General features: G+C 34.6%; 17 protein-coding genes. All 17 read right to left on the bottom strand.

All coding sequences use genetic code 11. The features are described from left to right. Positions 1-16: 16 nt before the first annotated feature. Positions 17-319, bottom strand: a complete 303-nt coding sequence (locus tag MJG50_RS00275) for a YlxQ family RNA-binding protein (protein WP_240251699.1) — start codon at positions 317-319, stop codon at positions 17-19. Then, positions 312-599, bottom strand: coding sequence for an RNase P modulator RnpM (rnpM, locus tag MJG50_RS00280; RefSeq protein WP_240251701.1), 288 nt, complete (start codon positions 597-599; stop codon positions 312-314). Before rnpM ends, MJG50_RS00275 begins: the two co-directional genes overlap by 8 nt. A 10-nt stretch (positions 600-609) precedes the next feature. Further along, a complete protein-coding gene (nusA, locus tag MJG50_RS00285) occupies positions 610-1,734 on the bottom strand; it encodes a transcription termination factor NusA (RefSeq protein WP_240251703.1) in 1,125 nt (374 codons plus the stop codon). A 31-nt stretch (positions 1,735-1,765) separates the two neighbouring features. Further along, positions 1,766-2,239 carry a ribosome maturation factor RimP gene (gene rimP, locus MJG50_RS00290; protein WP_240251705.1) on the bottom strand — a complete coding sequence of 158 codons (474 nt, stop codon included), beginning with the start codon at positions 2,237-2,239 and terminating at the stop codon, positions 1,766-1,768. A 261-nt stretch (positions 2,240-2,500) separates the two neighbouring features. Next, the gene (locus MJG50_RS00295; RefSeq protein ID WP_240251707.1) at positions 2,501-6,811 is read right to left on the bottom strand and encodes a PolC-type DNA polymerase III; all 4,311 of its coding nucleotides are present in this window, start codon (positions 6,809-6,811) and stop codon (positions 2,501-2,503) included. A 175-nt stretch (positions 6,812-6,986) separates the two neighbouring features. Continuing rightward, entirely contained in the window at positions 6,987-8,249 is a 1,263-nt protein-coding gene (gene rseP, locus MJG50_RS00300) for an RIP metalloprotease RseP (protein WP_240251709.1), read from the bottom strand. A gap of 40 nt (positions 8,250-8,289) precedes the next feature. Next, positions 8,290-9,444: a 1-deoxy-D-xylulose-5-phosphate reductoisomerase gene (locus MJG50_RS00305; RefSeq protein ID WP_240251711.1), complete on the bottom strand. Its 1,155-nt coding sequence runs from the start codon at positions 9,442-9,444 to the stop codon at positions 8,290-8,292. A gap of 33 nt (positions 9,445-9,477) precedes the next feature. Next, positions 9,478-10,269 carry a phosphatidate cytidylyltransferase gene (locus MJG50_RS00310; protein WP_240251713.1) on the bottom strand — a complete coding sequence of 264 codons (792 nt, stop codon included), beginning with the start codon at positions 10,267-10,269 and terminating at the stop codon, positions 9,478-9,480. 18 nt (positions 10,270-10,287) lie between these two features. Continuing rightward, positions 10,288-11,049: an undecaprenyl pyrophosphate synthase gene (uppS, locus tag MJG50_RS00315; protein ID WP_240251715.1), complete on the bottom strand. Its 762-nt coding sequence runs from the start codon at positions 11,047-11,049 to the stop codon at positions 10,288-10,290. Between the two features lie 168 nt (positions 11,050-11,217). Continuing rightward, on the bottom strand, positions 11,218-11,775 hold the full coding sequence (gene frr, locus MJG50_RS00320; RefSeq protein WP_240251717.1) for a ribosome recycling factor: 558 nt from the start codon (positions 11,773-11,775) through the stop codon (positions 11,218-11,220). Positions 11,776-11,778: 3 nt separating this feature from the next. Then, entirely contained in the window at positions 11,779-12,501 is a 723-nt protein-coding gene (gene pyrH / locus MJG50_RS00325; protein WP_240251719.1) for a UMP kinase, read from the bottom strand. 57 nt (positions 12,502-12,558) lie between these two features. After that, positions 12,559-13,440, bottom strand: a complete 882-nt coding sequence (tsf, locus tag MJG50_RS00330) for a translation elongation factor Ts (protein ID WP_240251721.1) — start codon at positions 13,438-13,440, stop codon at positions 12,559-12,561. A 289-nt stretch (positions 13,441-13,729) separates the two neighbouring features. Further along, complete coding sequence (rpsB, locus tag MJG50_RS00335; protein WP_240251723.1) at positions 13,730-14,428, bottom strand: 30S ribosomal protein S2; 699 nt, start codon at positions 14,426-14,428, stop codon at positions 13,730-13,732. A gap of 150 nt (positions 14,429-14,578) precedes the next feature. Continuing rightward, entirely contained in the window at positions 14,579-15,172 is a 594-nt protein-coding gene (locus MJG50_RS00340) for a hypothetical protein (RefSeq protein ID WP_240251725.1), read from the bottom strand. Between the two features lie 9 nt (positions 15,173-15,181). Then, positions 15,182-15,490, bottom strand: a complete 309-nt coding sequence (locus MJG50_RS00345) for a hypothetical protein (RefSeq protein WP_240251727.1) — start codon at positions 15,488-15,490, stop codon at positions 15,182-15,184. Continuing rightward, positions 15,487-16,881: a FapA family protein gene (locus tag MJG50_RS00350; RefSeq protein WP_240251729.1), complete on the bottom strand. Its 1,395-nt coding sequence runs from the start codon at positions 16,879-16,881 to the stop codon at positions 15,487-15,489. The genes MJG50_RS00345 and MJG50_RS00350 overlap by 4 nt, the downstream gene beginning before the upstream one ends. A 16-nt stretch (positions 16,882-16,897) precedes the next feature. Further along, on the bottom strand, positions 16,898-17,665 hold the full coding sequence (locus MJG50_RS00355; protein WP_240251731.1) for a FliA/WhiG family RNA polymerase sigma factor: 768 nt from the start codon (positions 17,663-17,665) through the stop codon (positions 16,898-16,900). Between the last annotated feature and the right edge of the window lie 25 nt (positions 17,666-17,690).

The raw sequence follows: 17,690 nt of genomic DNA on the forward strand, positions 1-17,690 counted from the left end.
TTCACCCCCAAATAAATTAATCGAGCAAGTGACTAATTTTTTCTGCAAAACCACTGTCCGTTATTGCTACAACAACTCGTGCTTCTTTCCCAATCGCATGACCTAATGAATAACGGTCACTGACTATACGTAGCTGGACTTGATAATACGTGCTTTTATCATTCATTTTTTTTGCAGTGTTTGATGAAGCATCTTCAGATAATAGAACAAGCTTGGCATTCCCATTACGGATTTCCTTAATGACAAGTTCTTCACCTGAAACAACCTTTCTTGCTCGATTGGCAAGACCTAATAGCGACATCCACCGGTTGTTATTCATCTACAGAATTTTTCTCCTTATCTACCAATTGAAGCAGTTCATCATAGATTGAGTCATTAATCGCTATTTTAAGCTGATTTGCAAGAATGTTCTTCTTTTTAGCCATCAAAATACATTCCCTATCCTTGCTAATGTAGGCACCACGACCAGACTTTTTACCCGTGAGGTCTACAAAAACCTCACCTTCCTTAGAACGGACAATTCTTACTAGTTCTTTTTTAGGCTTCATTTCACCGCTAGCAATACATTTACGTAATGGTATCTTTTTATTCCCTACCATAAATTTCACCTCACTCGATTTCTTCTGAATGTAAATCGAATGCTTCTTCCTCTTGATGATCATCAAATAATCTAAAATTTTCTCTTGGGAAAATTCCGGACTGCTCTGCTTCAGATTGACTCTTAATATCTATTTTCCAACCGGTTAATTTTGCAGCCAAACGAGCATTCTGCCCTCTTTTTCCAATTGCAAGCGATAATTGATAATCTGGTACAATTACAGTTGTAGCTTTATCATCTTCATTAACAATAACATCTAAAACCTTTGATGGGCTAAGAGCATTTGCTACAAAAACAACAGGATCATCAGACCATTTTACAATATCAATCTTTTCACCTTTTAGCTCATTTACAATTGCTTGTACCCGTTGGCCCTTTGGTCCCACGCATGAACCAACTGGATCAACCTCTTGATTATCTGAATGAACCGAAATCTTTGAGCGATCTCCCGCTTCTCTTGCGACAGATTTAATTTCAACAGTTCCATCGTATATCTCAGGAACTTCTATTTCAAACAATCTCTTTAATAATCCAGGATGTGTTCTTGAAACAAAAATTTGTGGACCTTTTGTTGTTCTTTCTACCTTTGTTATGTAAACCTTGATGCGATCATGTGGTTTGTATTTTTCATTTGGCATTTGTTCATTAACTGGAAGTAATGCTTCGATTTTCCCTAAGCTAACATAAATAAATTTAGAATCCAAGCGTTGAACAATACCAGTCATAATATCTTCTTCACGATCGATAAATTCTGTATAAATGACTCCTCTTTCTGCTTCTCTGACACGCTGAGTTACAACCTGTTTTGCAGTTTGAGCAGCAATTCTTCCAAAATCTTTAGGTGTTACTTCAATTTCTACAACATCTTCCACTTGATAATTTGGATTAATTGTTCTTGCTTCATCAACAGAAATTTCCAATCTATGATCAAATACCTCGTCAACTACATCTTTTCTAGCAAAGACACGCATCGATCCATTGGCTAAATTCAAATCCACCCTAACATTTTGAGCCTGATTAAAATTCCGTTTATACGCAGAGATAAGTGCTGCTTCAATTGCCTCAATTATGACATCTTTACTAATGCCTTTTTCTTTCTCGAGCAATGTTAAGGCATCTAATAGTTCACTACTCATTTGCTTTCTAATCCCCCTTTATTGTAGAGTCCTAATGAAAGGTGACAGCAAGCCTGGCACTTGCAACCTTTTCATATGGAATTTCAATACTTTTTTTCCTAGTCTTAATCATGATATCAACTTTAACGATATTGCCGTCAAATGAAGTTAGTTCACCTTCGAATATTTTTTCTCCATCGATAGGCTCATACGTTTTAACATATACTTGTTTTCCAATTGCTTTTTGGAAATCACTATCCTTTTTTAATGGGCGTTCTGCACCTGGAGAGGATACTTCGAGAAAATAGTTATACGGAATAGGATCTATCTCATCAAGCTTCTCACTTAATTTCTCACTAACAGTTCCGCAGTCTTCAATATCAACCCCACCATCAGAATCTATAAATACTCGTAAAAACCATTCTTTCCCCTCTTTAACATACTCGATATCAACTAGCTCCATTTGTAGTTCAGTTAAAATAGGTATCACTAATTCTTCTACTACTTGTGTTACCTTCTTACTCATGCTTTTCCTCCTTAACTCAAAAAGGAATACTCTTTTATTTGATCAGATTTTGAAAACACCCCGCTAAATTAGCAGGGAGGCAATTGGAAAGTATAGAAAAAGCTCTTTTAAATCAAAATTCTAAAAGAGCCATAAAAAAGGTGATTTGCCCAATAATAAAGAGTGGGTTTCCCCACTCCTTTAACAGTAATATTCATAGCATTTCCATAAAAACTATATCATAATCGGAAATTTTATGCAAACAAAAGAATTTTACCACTCTTAAAAAAGAGATAATTGATTTTGTTCTGGTAATGATTCGAGACAACCTTGATTATCCAAAAACTCAAGGATGGTTTTAGAAACCTTTCCTCTCTTTTGTAAATCTTCTTTTGATAAAAATTCTGCTTCTTCTCTTGCTTTTACAATATTAAATGCAGCGTTCGTACCTAGACCAGGAATTGCGTTAAAAGGTGGTATTAATGAATCCCCATCAATAATAAATTCATTGGCACTTGAGCGATAAAGATCAATCTTTTTAAATGAAAAACCTCTTTCACTCATTTCTAATGCAAGTTCAAGAACAGTTAATAAGTTTTTTTCTTTTGGGGAAGCTTCTAGACCTTTTAAATTTATTTCTTCAATTCTACTTTTAATCGTACTCGACCCACGAACCATCGCATCAACATCAAAATCATCAGCACGGACCGTAAAATAGGCTGCATAATATAATAATGGAAGATGAACCTTAAAATACGCAATGCGTACTGCCATTAATACATATGCTGCAGCATGGGCTTTAGGGAACATATATTTTATTTTAAGACATGAATCAATATACCAATTTGGTACATTATTTTTTTTCATTTCTTCAATAAATTCATCTGAAAGACCTTTTCCCTTACGCACAGATTCCATTATTTTAAACGCAAGGGACGGATCTAATCCTTTATAGATCAAATAAACCATAATATCGTCACGACAGCCAATTACTTCACTTAATGTACATGTTTGATTATGAATTAACTCTTGCGCATTCCCCAACCATACATCTGTTCCATGGGATAAACCAGAAATTTGAACTAATTCTGAGAATGTCGTTGGTTTAGTATCCTCAAGCATCTGTCTAACAAATCTAGTACCGAACTCCGGTATTCCTAATGTTCCTGTTTTACACATAATTTGTTCTTCTGTAACACCTAGACTTTCCGTCCCACTGAAAATCTTCATTACTTCTGGATCATCTGTTGGGATGGTTTTTGGATCAATTCCACTAAGATCCTGAAGCATTCGAATGACTGTAGGATCATCATGTCCAAGTATATCAAGCTTCAACACATTATCATGAATAGAATGGAAATCAAAATGGGTTGTTTTCCATTCTGAATTTAGATCATCAGCCGGAAATTGAATGGGAGAAAAATCATAAATATCCATATAATCAGGTACAACAATAATTCCACCCGGATGCTGACCGGTCGTTCTCTTAACACCTGTACATCCCGCAACGAGACGATCGGTCTCAGCGCCTCTTAAGTGTAAATTATGATCATTTGCATATCCTTTTACATAACCATAGGCTGTTTTTTCTGCAACAGTACCTATTGTTCCTGCACGATACACATAATCTTCTCCAAATAACACCTTTGTATAATTGTGTGCTCGCGGTTGATATTCACCCGAAAAGTTCAAATCAATATCTGGAACCTTATCCCCTTTAAAGCCCAGGAATGTTTCAAAGGGAATATCATGTCCATCTTTTTTAAATTGTGCTCCACAGTTTGGACATTCCTTATTAGGCAAGTCAAAACCAGAACCTACTGATCCATCATCAAAAAACTCAGAGTGTTTACAGTCTGGACATACATAATGTGGTGCTAGAGGATTAACCTCCGTTATCTCTGTCATTGTCGCAACAAGAGATGACCCCACTGACCCTCGTGAACCAACCAAGTACCCATCATCAAGCGATTTTTTAACAAGCTTATGAGATATTAAATAAATTACGGCAAACCCATGACCGATAATACTTGTCAATTCTTTTTCTAATCGTTTTTCAACGATTTCAGGTAGATTTTCTCCGTATATACTTCTGGCCATCTTATAGCTCATTTCGCGGATCTCTTCTTCTGCTCCCTCAATTTTAGGAGTGTATAGGTCATCTTTTATTGGCTTAACATCATCAATTTCATTCGCAATTTTTTGAGTATTAGTTATAACGATTTCCTTCGCCTTGTCTTTATCTAAAAATGAAAAACAATCAAGCATTTCATTTGTTGTACGATAATGCACCTCTGGCAAAGTATGGCGATTAAGGGGATTTGCTCCACCTTGTGAAGAGATAAGTATTTTTCGATAAATATGATCAACAGGATCTAAATAATGAACATTTCCAGTTGCTACAACAGGAATGTTTAATTTATCGCCAAGACTCACTATATTCTTCAAAATATCTCTTAATTCATTTTGATTTTGAACTAATTCTAATTGAACGAGATGATTATAATTTGAAGGTGGTTGTACTTCTAGATAATCATAAAATCCTGCGATATCTTCAACTTCTTCAGGTGATTTTTGCATCATCCCTTCAAAGACTTCACCTTTATCACATGCAGAACCAACCAATATACCTTCTCTCAGTTTTTGCAACTGTGAACGTGGAATTCTTGGTACTCGATAAAAATACTGTAAATGCGAAATTGAGATAAGCTTAAATAAATTCTTTAAACCAATATCATTTTTCGCAAGCAAAGTGATATGACTTGGTCTTGCTCTTTGAAATGCCTTTCCTTGTCCCATATAATCATTCAATTGATTATGGTATTCGATTCCCTTTTCAGTCGCATCTTTTAATAGCTTTGCTAATAAATAACCTGTTGCCTCAGCATCATAGATAGCCCGATGGTGCTGGGTTAATTCTATATCAAACTTTTTACATAACGTATTCAACCGATGATTTTTAAATTCAGGATAAAGGAATCTGGCAAGTTCAAGTGTGTCAATAACCGGATTCGTAGCTTTTTCATACCCAATTTTCTTATAGCCTACATTCAGGAATCCCATATCAAAGCTTGCATTATGGGCAACTAATATTCCATCTCCAGCCCATTCATAGAATCTCTTTAATACATCACCAATTTCAGGGGCTGAATTAACCATATCATCGGTTATACCAGTTAGTTCTATTGTTGTTGCAGACAATCGATGATGTGGATTCGCAAATGATTCAAAACGATCAATAATCTCACCATTTTTCATTTTTACTGCCGCTAATTCTATAATCGTGTTATATACTGCAGATAAACCAGTTGTTTCCACGTCAAACACAATAAAAATATCATCAGCAAGCAATCGATTCTGCTCGTTATATGCAATTGGGACCCCATCATCGACAAGATTTGCCTCAATCCCATATAAAATTTTCACTCCATGCTTTTTCCCTGCTGCATAAGCTTCCGGAAAGGATTGAGCTACACCATGATCTGTTAGTGCAATTGCCGGATGTCCCCATTTACTTGCTTGTTCAACAAGTTTACTAATAGACGTAACTGCATCCATTTGACTCATTGGTGTGTGTAAATGCAACTCAACACGCTTTTCATTATCAGGGGAAATATCCTTTCTTTCATTAGGTTTAATCTCATTAATATCATTTGCCATCATGACTAAATCACGAACAAATGTATCATTTTGAATACTCCCCCTTGCCCTTACCCACATACCTTTTTTAATTGCTTGAAGCTGATTAACATCTTCTTTATCTCGAGAAAACATTTTTACAAGAATGGAATCTGTATAATCCGTTATTTTAAATGTTAACAGTGTACGTCCACTTCGTAATTCTTTCGTTTCAGCATGAAAAATATATCCTTGTATTGCTATTCTTCGTTCTTCATCCTGGATAGAAATAATTTGTTTAATATCTTCATCGTCTTTTATTGTGTAGCCAATTGTAACGGGACCTGTTATTTCATTTGCTTGATTTTTTTCTTGATCTTTCTTTTGCATATCAGCAACTGCCAACAAAGCCTTTTCCTGATCTTCTTGTTGTTTTTGTTCTAAAAACTTTTCGTACTCTTTTTCAGAACTTTCCACTATTGCATCTAATTGGAACATTGGAAAACCAAATGACTGATAAATTTCTGAAATGATTTGTGAATACTTTTTCTTAACCGCAATCAATTCGGCATCATTTCTCGTCTTTATGATCAACTTGATCCCGTTTAAATTAGGAACTTGGTTATTTAACAGCGAAAGCATCAGTGGTGATATACCATCTAGCTCTTGAATACAAAGCGGCCAATAGGCTTGTACAATATTTTCCGTGCACTCTTGTGATTGTGCATTAATAGAAAAGGTAACTTTTGCAATATGTGAAAATCGCGTAATAAGTTGTGTTGAGAATAATTGAAAAACATCGGTCGGCAAAATCTTGTTAAAAACAAAGTAAAAATGCCATGCTTTCTTTTCCTTATCAACCATTAATTTCTCAATATATGCATCTGAAAAATGTCCTATCACCGCATCTTCAGTTAATTCAATTTGTTGGAGCAAGAGTTGGAATCTCTCTTTTTGCTCACTTGTAATGTCCATGCTTATCCCCTCTCTCCTAGAGGTTTTCACCCATAATAATGTAAGGTACCCTAGTCTAAGGGTACCTTATATTTATATTTCTATTTTACTATATATTTGATATTTGTTTCGACAAGATTTTCTATATTTCCTTCCAATGTTTTCCCTTATTAATCTTATTTTAAGAAAATTGATATCAATCTAAGAAAAATCTTTGGATATCATTCCATGTAACTACAAGCATTAAAAGCATTAAAAGAGCAAAGCCAATAAAATGAACAATTCCTTCTTTTTGTCGATCAATTGGTTTTCCTCGAACAGCTTCAACAGCAAAGAATACCAACCTACCCCCATCAAGTGCAGGAAGAGGCAACAGATTAACGATTCCTAAATTAATACTTAAAATGGCCGCCCATTTCATAACATAGAATATCCCTGATTGTACAACTGTATCAGTTGAAACATATATTCCAACTGGACCCGATAGCATATCAATTGAAAATTGACCTGTAACAAGTTTACCTAAACTTGTTAATATCATTTTTGTCCAATTATATGTCTCGATAAATCCGTATTTTATTGATGGGAAAACTGACTTTTCTACAGGACCATAGACCCCGATAACCCCAATTGTACCATCTTCAGACTTTTGCATTTTTGGAGTTACCTGTATATCTTGCAACTGGCCATCACGTTCAATTGAAAATTGCAGTTCTTCTTCAGGATGTGCCTGAATAATCGAAACAATTTCCTTCCAAGTTGTAACCTCTTGTTTATCTATTTCCTTGACAACATCGCCTTCTTGAAGACCTGATTTAATAGCAGCACCATCTTCAGTTAATTGTCCAAGGATTGGTTTATCAACTGGAGTTCCTTGAAGCAGACCAATTGCAAGTAAAATAAAAAATGCTAATACAAAATTCATTGCTGGACCAGCAGCGATCGCTAATGTTCTTTGCAGCAACGTTTTCGAAGCAAATTGTCGATTATATGGTGCAATTTGTGTCTCTTGTCCATCAACTACAAAAAAAGAAGTTTCACTAATTTCAAACCTTTTCAATGTCTCATCGTCACCATCTTCGTAGCCAGTGACAAATAGTTTGTGTTCAAAATCTACTTCTTCAACCTCGATTACTTTTAGGTCAGGAAATTTATCCTTATTATTAATAACTACCTTATTAACCTTTCCCTCATTATCGAATAAGAGCCCGATATTATGTCCAGGCTTAACTTCGATCATCTCTGGATCTTCTCCGGCCATTCTAACGAAACCGCCTAAAGGTAATAGACGAATCGTATATACAGTTTCATTCTTTTTAAAAGTAAAAACCTTTGGGCCAAAACCTATAGCAAACTCACGACAAAGAATACCAGCCCTTTTTGCAAAAACAAGATGTCCTAATTCATGAAAAAATACAAGAGCGCCAAATATAATGACGAAGGCTATCACAGTTTCCAAATGCTTAACCACCTTTTGTTAGATTGAACTATGATTTTATTTATTTTGAAGCTAATAATGTCCCGACGAAACGTCTCGTTTCCTCATCCACTTGTCGAATTGTATCCAGACTTGGATCTTTTACTGTATGATGTTTATCCAATACATTCTCAATTATCGATTCAATCGTTAAAAATGAAATTCTTCCATTTAAAAATGCAGCAACTGCTTCTTCATTAGCAGCATTTAAAACCGTAGGCATTGTTCCACCTTCTTTTCCCGCCTTGTAAGCCAAGTCTAAACATCTAAATCGTTTAAAATCAGCATTTGAAAAATTCAACTTTCCAATCTCCGCTAAGTTTAAGCGTTCTTTCATTACAGGCATCTGAAGACGATCGGGATAAGAAAGAGCATACTGGATTGGAACCTTCATGTCTGGTGTCCCTAGTTGAGCAATGACACTACTGTCCTGAAATTCAACCATTGAATGAATAATACTTTCCTTGTGTAAAAGAACGTCAATCTTCTCATATGGTAAATCAAATAACCAATGTGCTTCAATAACTTCTAATCCTTTATTCATCATTGTTGCTGAGTCAATTGTAATTTTAGCTCCCATCGACCAGTTTGGATGATTCAAGGCATCCTGTACAGTAACATTTTCTAATTCTTCTCTAGTTCGATCTCTAAAGCTCCCACCTGAAGCAGTAAGGATAATTTTTTCAATACTCTTTTCACTTTCACCTTGTAAACATTGAAAAATAGCTGAGTGTTCACTATCAACAGGCAATATTGAAACATGATTTCGCTTAGCGGCATCCATTACTAAATGCCCCGCAGTTACAAGCGTTTCTTTATTTGCTAAAGCTATCGTTTTACCAGCCTTTATTGCTTGTAGTGTTGGAATTAAACCAACACTTCCGACGACCGCATTTAACATGATATTAGCATCATGATATGTCGCTACTTCCATCAAGCCCTCATCACCATATACAAAAGAAGTATTCGGAAATTCACCTTTAAGTTTTTCATAAGCTTCCTGTGATTTAACTGAGACGAGTTTTGGTGAGAATTTCCGAATAATCTCTCTACCAGTTTCAATATTATTCCCAAGTGACATGGCCACTAGTTTAAAATGGTCGGGATGAAACTCTATCACATCTAAAGTTTGTTGCCCAATTGACCCCGTAGCACCTAATAAACTAATCCTTTTCACATATTTCACTCCCTAAATTCACGAACGACACAATCAGATATATAATAACAAGAAATGTAGGATTGGTAGGATGAAGAGAAGACTGTCAAATCGATCTAGGATCCCGCCATGCCCCGGTAATAATTTTCCGGAATCTTTTACATTATAATGTCTCTTAAGTGCTGATTCTACAAGATCACCAATTTGTCCAAAAATAGAAACTAGTACAGTTACAATTACTAAAACGAATAAAGAATCAAACATATCAGTAATTAAATTAAATATAAAAGCAAAAACTATTGCACTTATTATACCACCTATAAATCCCTCAATCGTTTTATTTGGACTGATTTCAGGCCAAAGCTTGTTTTTACCGATTTTTCTTCCGATAAAATAAGCCCCAGAATCAGTGGTCCAAATAACTACAAAAGCATAGAAAATATAGATTAATTTTTCTGCTCTAATTTCAATTAAATAATAAAATCCAAATCCCACATACAACGCTGTAAGTATCACAAAACTAGCATCATCAAATGTAAACTGATTTTTGGTTATAACAGTATATGAGAGGATTAATAAAACAATTAGTAGAACAAGTTCAACCTTTGAAAGATTTATTTTATCAAAAAAATCTATATATTTACTAGGTATTAGTAGAATCCATAATAAAATTATCGATATAATACCTGGAAAAGATACAGTTTTAATGTGTTTCATTCTCAGCAATTCATAAATTGCGATTGCCCCCATCAAATAGACTAGAATTGTAAATGGTAGTTGTCCAATTATTACAATTGGTACAAATACAGCTGCAGCGATGACTGCCGTAATTATTCTTTGCTTCATTTAAGTATCATTCCTTTGTCAAATTCCGCCGTAACGTCGGCCTCTCTTTTGAAATGCATGAATTGCCTCTAAAAGATGCTCTTCCCGAAAATCTGGCCATAGTACATCAGTAAACCAAAATTCAGTATAAGCAAGCTGCCATAACATAAAATTACTAAGACGGATTTCCCCACTTGTACGAATTAATAAATCGGGATCTTCTAAGCTAGAACTCATCAAATATCCTGAAAAAATCTCATCATTAATTTCTGCGCTTAATTTTCCTGCGTTTTGATCTATTACAATTTGATTAACAGCACGAATTATTTCCGCACGTCCTCCATAATTAAGTGCAAAATTTAAGATAAGCCCAGTATTTTGTTTCGTTTCACTTACTGCTTTTTCAACTGCACTAAGAGTATGTGCAGGTATAGCATCTTTATTACCCATAATTCGAACTTGTACATTCTCTTCAATCAGTTCTGGTAAGAATGTCCCCATAAATTCTTCAGGAAGTCGTAACAAATAATTTACCTCTTCCCGCGGCCTTTTCCAGTTTTCAGTAGAAAAGGCATAAACAGTTAATGTATGAACTCCTAGTTTATTTGCAAGCTTTGTAACTCTTTTCACGACCTTCATGCCTTCATGATGTCCAGCCGTTCGAGGAAGTGCACGCTTTTTTGCCCACCTTCCATTTCCATCCATAATAATTGCAATATGGTTAGGAATTTGACCTTTCATGATTTCGTCTATTGAAAAAGATACAGAATTATCCTTCTGTTTTTTAAATTTCCAAAACATAGAACTAGTCCTCCATCGCCCTTATAAAATCCTACCAGTAAGATTTTATTAATATATATGCGTCTATTAGTACAAATATAGAGTAATAATTAATAGACAGTATTAACAAAAAAACCCCCTGTAATCAAGTAGAGGGTCTTTTTACAATATATTGTACATTGAAATGGATTAGACTTCCATGATTTCTTTTTCTTTTTCTTTTGCAACTGAATCAATTTTAGAAATTGAATCGTCAGTTAACTTTTGAATATCATCAGTATAGCTACGTAATTCATCTTCAGTAATTTCACTATTTTTCTCAAGTTTTTTGAGATCATCATTTCCATCCCTACGAACATTACGAATAGCTACCTTTGATTCTTCCGCATATTTCTTAACAAGTTTAACTAATTCTCGGCGACGTTCCTCAGTCAATGCTGGAATTGCTATACGAATGATAGAACCATCATTTGTCGGGTTAAGCCCTAAATCAGCTTTTAAAATTGCTTTTTCCATATCACCTAATACTGATTTATCGTATGGCTGAATAATAAGCATTCGCGCTTCCGGTACATTGATAGAAGCAAGTTGATTCAAAGGAGTAGGTGCTCCATAATAATCAACCGAAACTTTATCAAGAATTGCTGGGTTTGCTCTACCTGCTCGAACTGTTGCAAGTTCACGCGACAATGATTGGATTGCTTTCTCCATTTTATCCTTTACCTGGTTCAATGTATTTATTGCCATAAGTCATTTCCCCCTTACTATTGTTCCAATATTTTCTCCTAATACTGCACGTTTAATATTGCCCTCTTCCATTATTGAAAATACAATAAGTGGAATATCATTGTCCATACATAAAGAGGATGCAGTTGAATCCATTACTGCTAAACCTTCTTTTAAAACATCCAAATAAGATAGAGTTTCATATTTGACAGCTGTTTTATCTTTTGTTGGGTCAGCACTGTACACACCATCAACATTGTTCTTAGCCATCAATATTACTTCCGCTTCTATTTCAGCAGCTCTCAACGCTGCAGTTGTATCTGTTGAAAAATATGGATTTCCGGTTCCTGCCGCAAAAATGACAACTCGTTTTTTCTCCAGGTGACGGATAGCCTTTCTTCTTATGTATGGTTCAGCAACTTGACGCATTTCAATTGAAGTTTGAACACGAGTTTGAATTCCGATATTTTCTAAGCTATCTTGTAAGGCCAATGAATTCATAACAGTAGCTAGCATTCCCATATAATCGGCACTTGCTCGATCCATTCCCATTTCGCTGCCAATTTTACCTCTCCAAATGTTTCCGCCACCAACAACAACAGCAACTTCTACACCTAAATCAGCTATTTCCTTTACTTGTTTTGCAACAGATTGGATGACAGTTGGATTTATTCCAAACCCTTTTTCACCTGCCAATGCTTCTCCACTCAGCTTCAATACAACACGATTATATTTTGCGCTACTCATCGTAAACCTCCATCATTTCAAAAATAGGGAACACACAATGTGTTCCCTGTTTTCTTTTTACTTGTTCACTTGGCTCATTACTTCTTCAGCGAAGTTTTCTTGACGCTTTTCAATACCTTCTCCTACTTCATAACGAACAAAACTTTTCACAGTAGCACCTTTTGATTCTACAAATTGACGAACTTTAAGATCTGGATTTTTAACAAAAGTTTGATCAAGAAGACAAATATCTTCAAAGAATTTACCAATACGGCCTTCTACCATTTTAGCAACGATATTTTCTGGTTTACCTTCATTTAATGCTTGTTGAGTAAGAACTTCACGCTCACGCTCAGTTTCCTCTTGAGAAACTTGATCACGTGAAATATATTTTGGATTAACTGCTGCAATATGCATTGCAACATCTTTAGCAACTTCTGAATCCGTAGTGCCATCTAAAACTGTTAATACTCCGATTCTTCCGCCCATATGAAGGTATGCACCAAATGTTGCAGAATCTGATTTATTAACCACTTCAAAACGACGTAGTGTTAGTTTTTCTCCAATTTTAGCAATAGCAGCATTAATATATTCAGAAACAGTCGAACCGTTGTCCATTTTTTGTTCTAAAGCTTCATCTAAATTTGTTGGCTTTTTAGATAATAAATGTGAAGCAAGATCTTTTACAAGTGTTTGGAAACCTTCATTTTTTGCTACGAAATCAGTTTCAGAGTTAACTTCTAATATAACAGCTTCATTTCCAGAAACTTCAATATATGTTAATCCTTCAGCAGCAATTCGATCGCCTTTCTTAGCAGCTTTTGCTATACCTTTTTCACGAAGATAATCAATCGCCTTTTCCATATCACCATCTGTTTCAGTTAAAGCTTTCTTACAATCCATCATTCCTGCTCCAGTTTTTTCACGAAGCTCTTTTACCATTTGTGCAGTAATTGCCATAATGATTTCCTCCTTGTCATTTGCAAGTATGTATTTAAACCAGTTTGTTCCTATTATTACATAATCGTTCAGAATTTATTTAAAATCGAATTCAAAAGGGAGGATAAAAAGGACCGAGAAGTTCGAGGCGGCGCAGCTTTGAGCAGCGGAACGTATGTAGTTAATACGTGAGCAGCGGAAAAGCAAGCCAACGAAGAAATTCGATGTGTCATTTTTACCGGACCTTTTGAATAACCTATCCTTAAAAAAGGTGATAAAAGGCTATATCCCTCTTACCACCCTTCGCTCATTAAGCAGTTGCGTCTTCACCTTGTTTTGACTCTAAAATTGCATCAGCAATTTTAGCTGTAAGTAATTTTACAGCACGAATTGCATCGTCATTTGCAGGAATTACATAATCAATTTCATCCGGATCACAGTTAGTATCAACAATACCTACGATAGGAATGTTCAATTTATGTGCTTCAGCTACAGCGATACGCTCTTTACGAGGGTCGATGATGAATAAAGCATCTGGTAATTGCTTCATATCTTTAATTCCGCCTAAGAACTTTTCAAGACGTTCTAATTCTTTCTTAAGCTGAACAACTTCTTTCTTCGGTAATACATCAAAAGTACCGTCTTCTTCCATCTTTTCAATATCCTTAAGACGTTTAATACGCTTTTGAATTGTTTCAAAATTAGTTAAAGTACCACCTAACCAACGTTGGTTAACAAAGTACATACCAGAACGTTCTGCTTCTTCCTTAACTGAATCTTGTGCTTGCTTTTTAGTACCAACAAAAAGCATAGTACCACCATTAGCTGCTAATTCCTTTACGAAATTATAAGCTTCTTCAACCTTCTTAACTGTTTTTTGAAGGTCAATGATGTAAATTCCGTTACGCTCTGTAAAAATGTAACGCTTCATTTTTGGGTTCCAACGGCGAGTTTGATGACCGAAGTGAACACCAGCTTCAAGCAATTGCTTCATAGAAATTACTGACATGTGTTATTTCCTCCTAATGGTTTTTTCTCCTCCGTTCATATCATCTTTAAAGCAAAACTGTATAAACAGCACCAATGCTTAAATCTATGAACGTGTGTATTAACACCAAAAATTAATATATCACAATATAAGGTCTCAATCAAGAAAAAATCATTCGTTTTGGTGAATTTTTAATAGAAGCTCTAATTCTGTAGTGCCTTTATTAAACTTTTTAGCAATTTCCTCAATCGATAATCCTTGTTTTCTTAACATAATGACCTGAGTAACAAGTGTTGGAATATCCAGTTCTTCACCATTTTCAGTTTCTACATTTTTTTTCGGATTGTTAGATTCCGAATTGCTGACATTTTCTTCTTGCAAGTTTGTCTCATTATTTTCTTCTATTTTGTATGTTGGTAGAAGATCACTTATATCCTCATTCGTGAGTTCATTTTCGGTAATCTGTAATCTGCTTTGCTCACTTACCTTTTTAGCATTTGATTTTTTACCTTGATTATTATTTTGTTTCTTCCGTTCATTTGTTTCATCATTTTTCTTTACATTTTGAAGTTTTTGTAAGAAAACCTCATTTTCTTCCTTTATTTCCAACACATATGCAGTTATAGCACTTTCCATTTCATTAAGAAGATTAGATTGTTTTTTTTCTAGTTCTTTTATATGAGAAAGTTTAAGAAATAAAAGAATGATTAAAAAAAATACAATTGCAAATAAGGTAAAGCATAAAATAAATAAAAAAGTAGTCATAATAAACCTCTATCCGCTAATATCTACAAAGTTTCCTTTAAATGGATGGTGTTCTCTTTGTTCCTCTTCATTTTCATTATTCTTTTGTTGACGCTTTCTTTTTGATGCGGAATTTGATGAATCCTCTTTTTTCATATTTACATCTTCACTTTGATTATTTTTATTAACTTGTTTTCGATTTTTTTCATCTTTTTTTTGAATGGAAACAGCTAAATGGTCTTGCATTTGCTGACCTCTTGAGCTTAATTGCTCACTAAGCTTGCCGGCATCTTGTGTTCTCGGCAATGCAACCTGCAATTCAATTAATTTCAAGCTCATTTTACCAATTCTCCCTCTATCTTTTGATTAGTAGAGAGGGCGGAAATCGTAATTTCTTTATTTAATAACTTTATACAAACTCCACGGAAAACCTGATTTGTAATTCGTTGGTATTTACCGAAATGAAGCTGAACATTTGGATATAAGGAACCACTCACAACTAGGCTACTTTCAAACGCTGAATTGATTTGCGATTGAATATTTCGATATTTCTCTTCAAGATCATTTATTCTATCGATTAATTCACCTTCAGTTACTTTTTGTCTTTTTAGAAACCCAATTTCTTCAGGTGAGAGTGAAGAAGTTAATTTATACTTCTCTGCAATTTTTTTTGCAATAATCACTAATTTTTGCAAGTCATTTCTTGCAATTTCTATTTCTTTTTGAATACTTTTTTCTTCTTCATAAATTTCATTTAACTTACCCACAAAAACCTCTGTCTTAGTGTGTAGATCATTCCCTATGTTATGTATTTGCAAATTCTTTCCTGCTGAAATAACTCCTCCAATAATACTGCCTTTTAAAGAATTGATATTTCCTTTGGTAGTGCAATGGCTATGGAGAATTGAACCACTTACTTCAAGATTATTTCCAGCCTCAATATGACTTTGGTTGATGTATGAAGCAACTATATCTCCCTTTGCAATTAATCTCCCCTTATTTGAGCCTACAATGCCACCTGAAATAAAGATTGAACCACCAGCAATAATTTCAGCTGCCTCAACTAAACCATAGATCGAAACATCTCCACCCGCTTTGATTGTATAACCGGAAGGAACATTTCCACGAATTGTTACATTACCAATAAAATCAATATTTCCTGTTTTCAAATCAAGATCACCTTGGACTTCAAATAGTGGTTGTACGCTTATGTTATTATTTAAGAAACTAACTTGACCATCTAAAGTAGCATAAATTCTGCTATTTGTTTCAATTGTATTTTTTCCTATTCTATATCTATACGGTTTTCCGTCAATTGCTTGAATTTCATTTCCATGTACATCCTTACCTGGGACGCCTGGTGTGTTTGAAAAGATGGTTGCCACTAATTGTCCTTTTGTTACAGAAGGGATTTTTATTATATCCCTTAGATTGAATACTTCTTCAGTTAATGATTCTTTTGTTCCTTCAACATTAACCTCTAGTTTTAAGTACCCATTCTGTCCTTTTACAGGCGGTTGCCCTTCTGCAATAAGTAGGGGATAAGATGTAACCGACAAATTGGATGCGATTTGTTGTATTACATCTTTTTTTATCCCGAAAGTAACTCCATAACTAGACAATAGTTCATTAATTTCTGATTCTGATACAATTTCTGGCTTGTCTTCATTAATTAAATTGATATATACAGTTAGCCTGTCCTTTGAAATATTTAAATCAAAATCATTCATTTTTCTCCCCCACTCTTTAATGGATATTCTTTTGTAATGTATCCTTTAACTTAAATAGAGCTTTGGAATGTATTTGTGAAATTCGTGATGTCGATAATCCCACAACTTGACCAATTTCAGTTAATGTAAGTTCTTCTTTATAAAACAAACTGATAATCAACTTTTCTTTATCATTAAGTTGTTCAATCACTTCTATTAATTGAGAAAGCATTTCTGCTTTTATGATATGTTCTTCAGGGGTTAAAATACTATTATCTTTAATTGAGAATGCGGACTTGTCACTACCATCATCTTCATATTGATAATCATCCATTGAAAGAACATTAGAAAAGAAACCTTCATTCACAGCTTGATATACATCACTTTCACTCATTTTGGCTTCTTCAGCAATTTCCTTAATTGTGACATTTCTCATGAGTTTCTGTTCTAATTTATCAGTAGCAGCTTCAACCCTTTTAGCTTTTTCACGTGAACTCCTAGGTAACCAGTCTTCCTTCCGAAGACCGTCAAGAATTGCACCTCTAATTCTAAAAGATGCATATGTGTCAAATTTTAAATCACGGGACGGGTCAAATTTCTCTAATGCATCGAATAAACCAATCATTCCTAAACTTTTTAAATCATCCTTATTTACACTTTTAGGAAGTGTAACTGCTATTCTTTGAACATGGAAAGTTACAAGTGGCATATATTTTCGAACAAGCACGTCTCCTGCAAATGGATCCCTAGTATCGACCCACATTTGCCAATATTCTTGGTCATCATTTGATGATATTTGTGACATTTTCACACCTCCATTTCAAAAGGGT

Origin of the sequence: Fredinandcohnia quinoae (genome assembly GCF_022427965.1) — a bacterium.
In the GTDB taxonomy this organism is placed as follows: domain Bacteria; phylum Bacillota; class Bacilli; order Bacillales; family Bacillaceae_L; genus Ferdinandcohnia; species Ferdinandcohnia quinoae.

Excerpts from the sequence above, each read along its gene's own strand:
- MJG50_RS00275 (WP_240251699.1), bottom strand. The coding sequence starts at position 319 with ATGAATAACAACCGGTGGATGTCGCTATTAGGTCTTGCCAATCGAGCA.
- rnpM (WP_240251701.1), bottom strand. The coding sequence starts at position 599 with ATGGTAGGGAATAAAAAGATACCATTACGTAAATGTATTGCTAGCGGT.
- nusA (WP_240251703.1), bottom strand. The coding sequence starts at position 1,734 with ATGAGTAGTGAACTATTAGATGCCTTAACATTGCTCGAGAAAGAAAAA.
- rimP (WP_240251705.1), bottom strand. The coding sequence starts at position 2,239 with ATGAGTAAGAAGGTAACACAAGTAGTAGAAGAATTAGTGATACCTATT.
- MJG50_RS00295 (WP_240251707.1), bottom strand. The coding sequence starts at position 6,811 with ATGGACATTACAAGTGAGCAAAAAGAGAGATTCCAACTCTTGCTCCAA.
- MJG50_RS00310 (WP_240251713.1), bottom strand. The coding sequence starts at position 10,269 with ATGAAGCAAAGAATAATTACGGCAGTCATCGCTGCAGCTGTATTTGTA.
- uppS (WP_240251715.1), bottom strand. The coding sequence starts at position 11,049 with ATGTTTTGGAAATTTAAAAAACAGAAGGATAATTCTGTATCTTTTTCA.
- frr (WP_240251717.1), bottom strand. The coding sequence starts at position 11,775 with ATGGCAATAAATACATTGAACCAGGTAAAGGATAAAATGGAGAAAGCA.
- pyrH (WP_240251719.1), bottom strand. The coding sequence starts at position 12,501 with ATGAGTAGCGCAAAATATAATCGTGTTGTATTGAAGCTGAGTGGAGAA.
- tsf (WP_240251721.1), bottom strand. The coding sequence starts at position 13,440 with ATGGCAATTACTGCACAAATGGTAAAAGAGCTTCGTGAAAAAACTGGA.
- rpsB (WP_240251723.1), bottom strand. The coding sequence starts at position 14,428 with ATGTCAGTAATTTCTATGAAGCAATTGCTTGAAGCTGGTGTTCACTTC.
- MJG50_RS00340 (WP_240251725.1), bottom strand. The coding sequence starts at position 15,172 with ATGACTACTTTTTTATTTATTTTATGCTTTACCTTATTTGCAATTGTA.
- MJG50_RS00345 (WP_240251727.1), bottom strand. The coding sequence starts at position 15,490 with ATGAGCTTGAAATTAATTGAATTGCAGGTTGCATTGCCGAGAACACAA.
- MJG50_RS00350 (WP_240251729.1), bottom strand. The coding sequence starts at position 16,881 with ATGAATGATTTTGATTTAAATATTTCAAAGGACAGGCTAACTGTATAT.
- MJG50_RS00355 (WP_240251731.1), bottom strand. The coding sequence starts at position 17,665 with ATGTCACAAATATCATCAAATGATGACCAAGAATATTGGCAAATGTGG.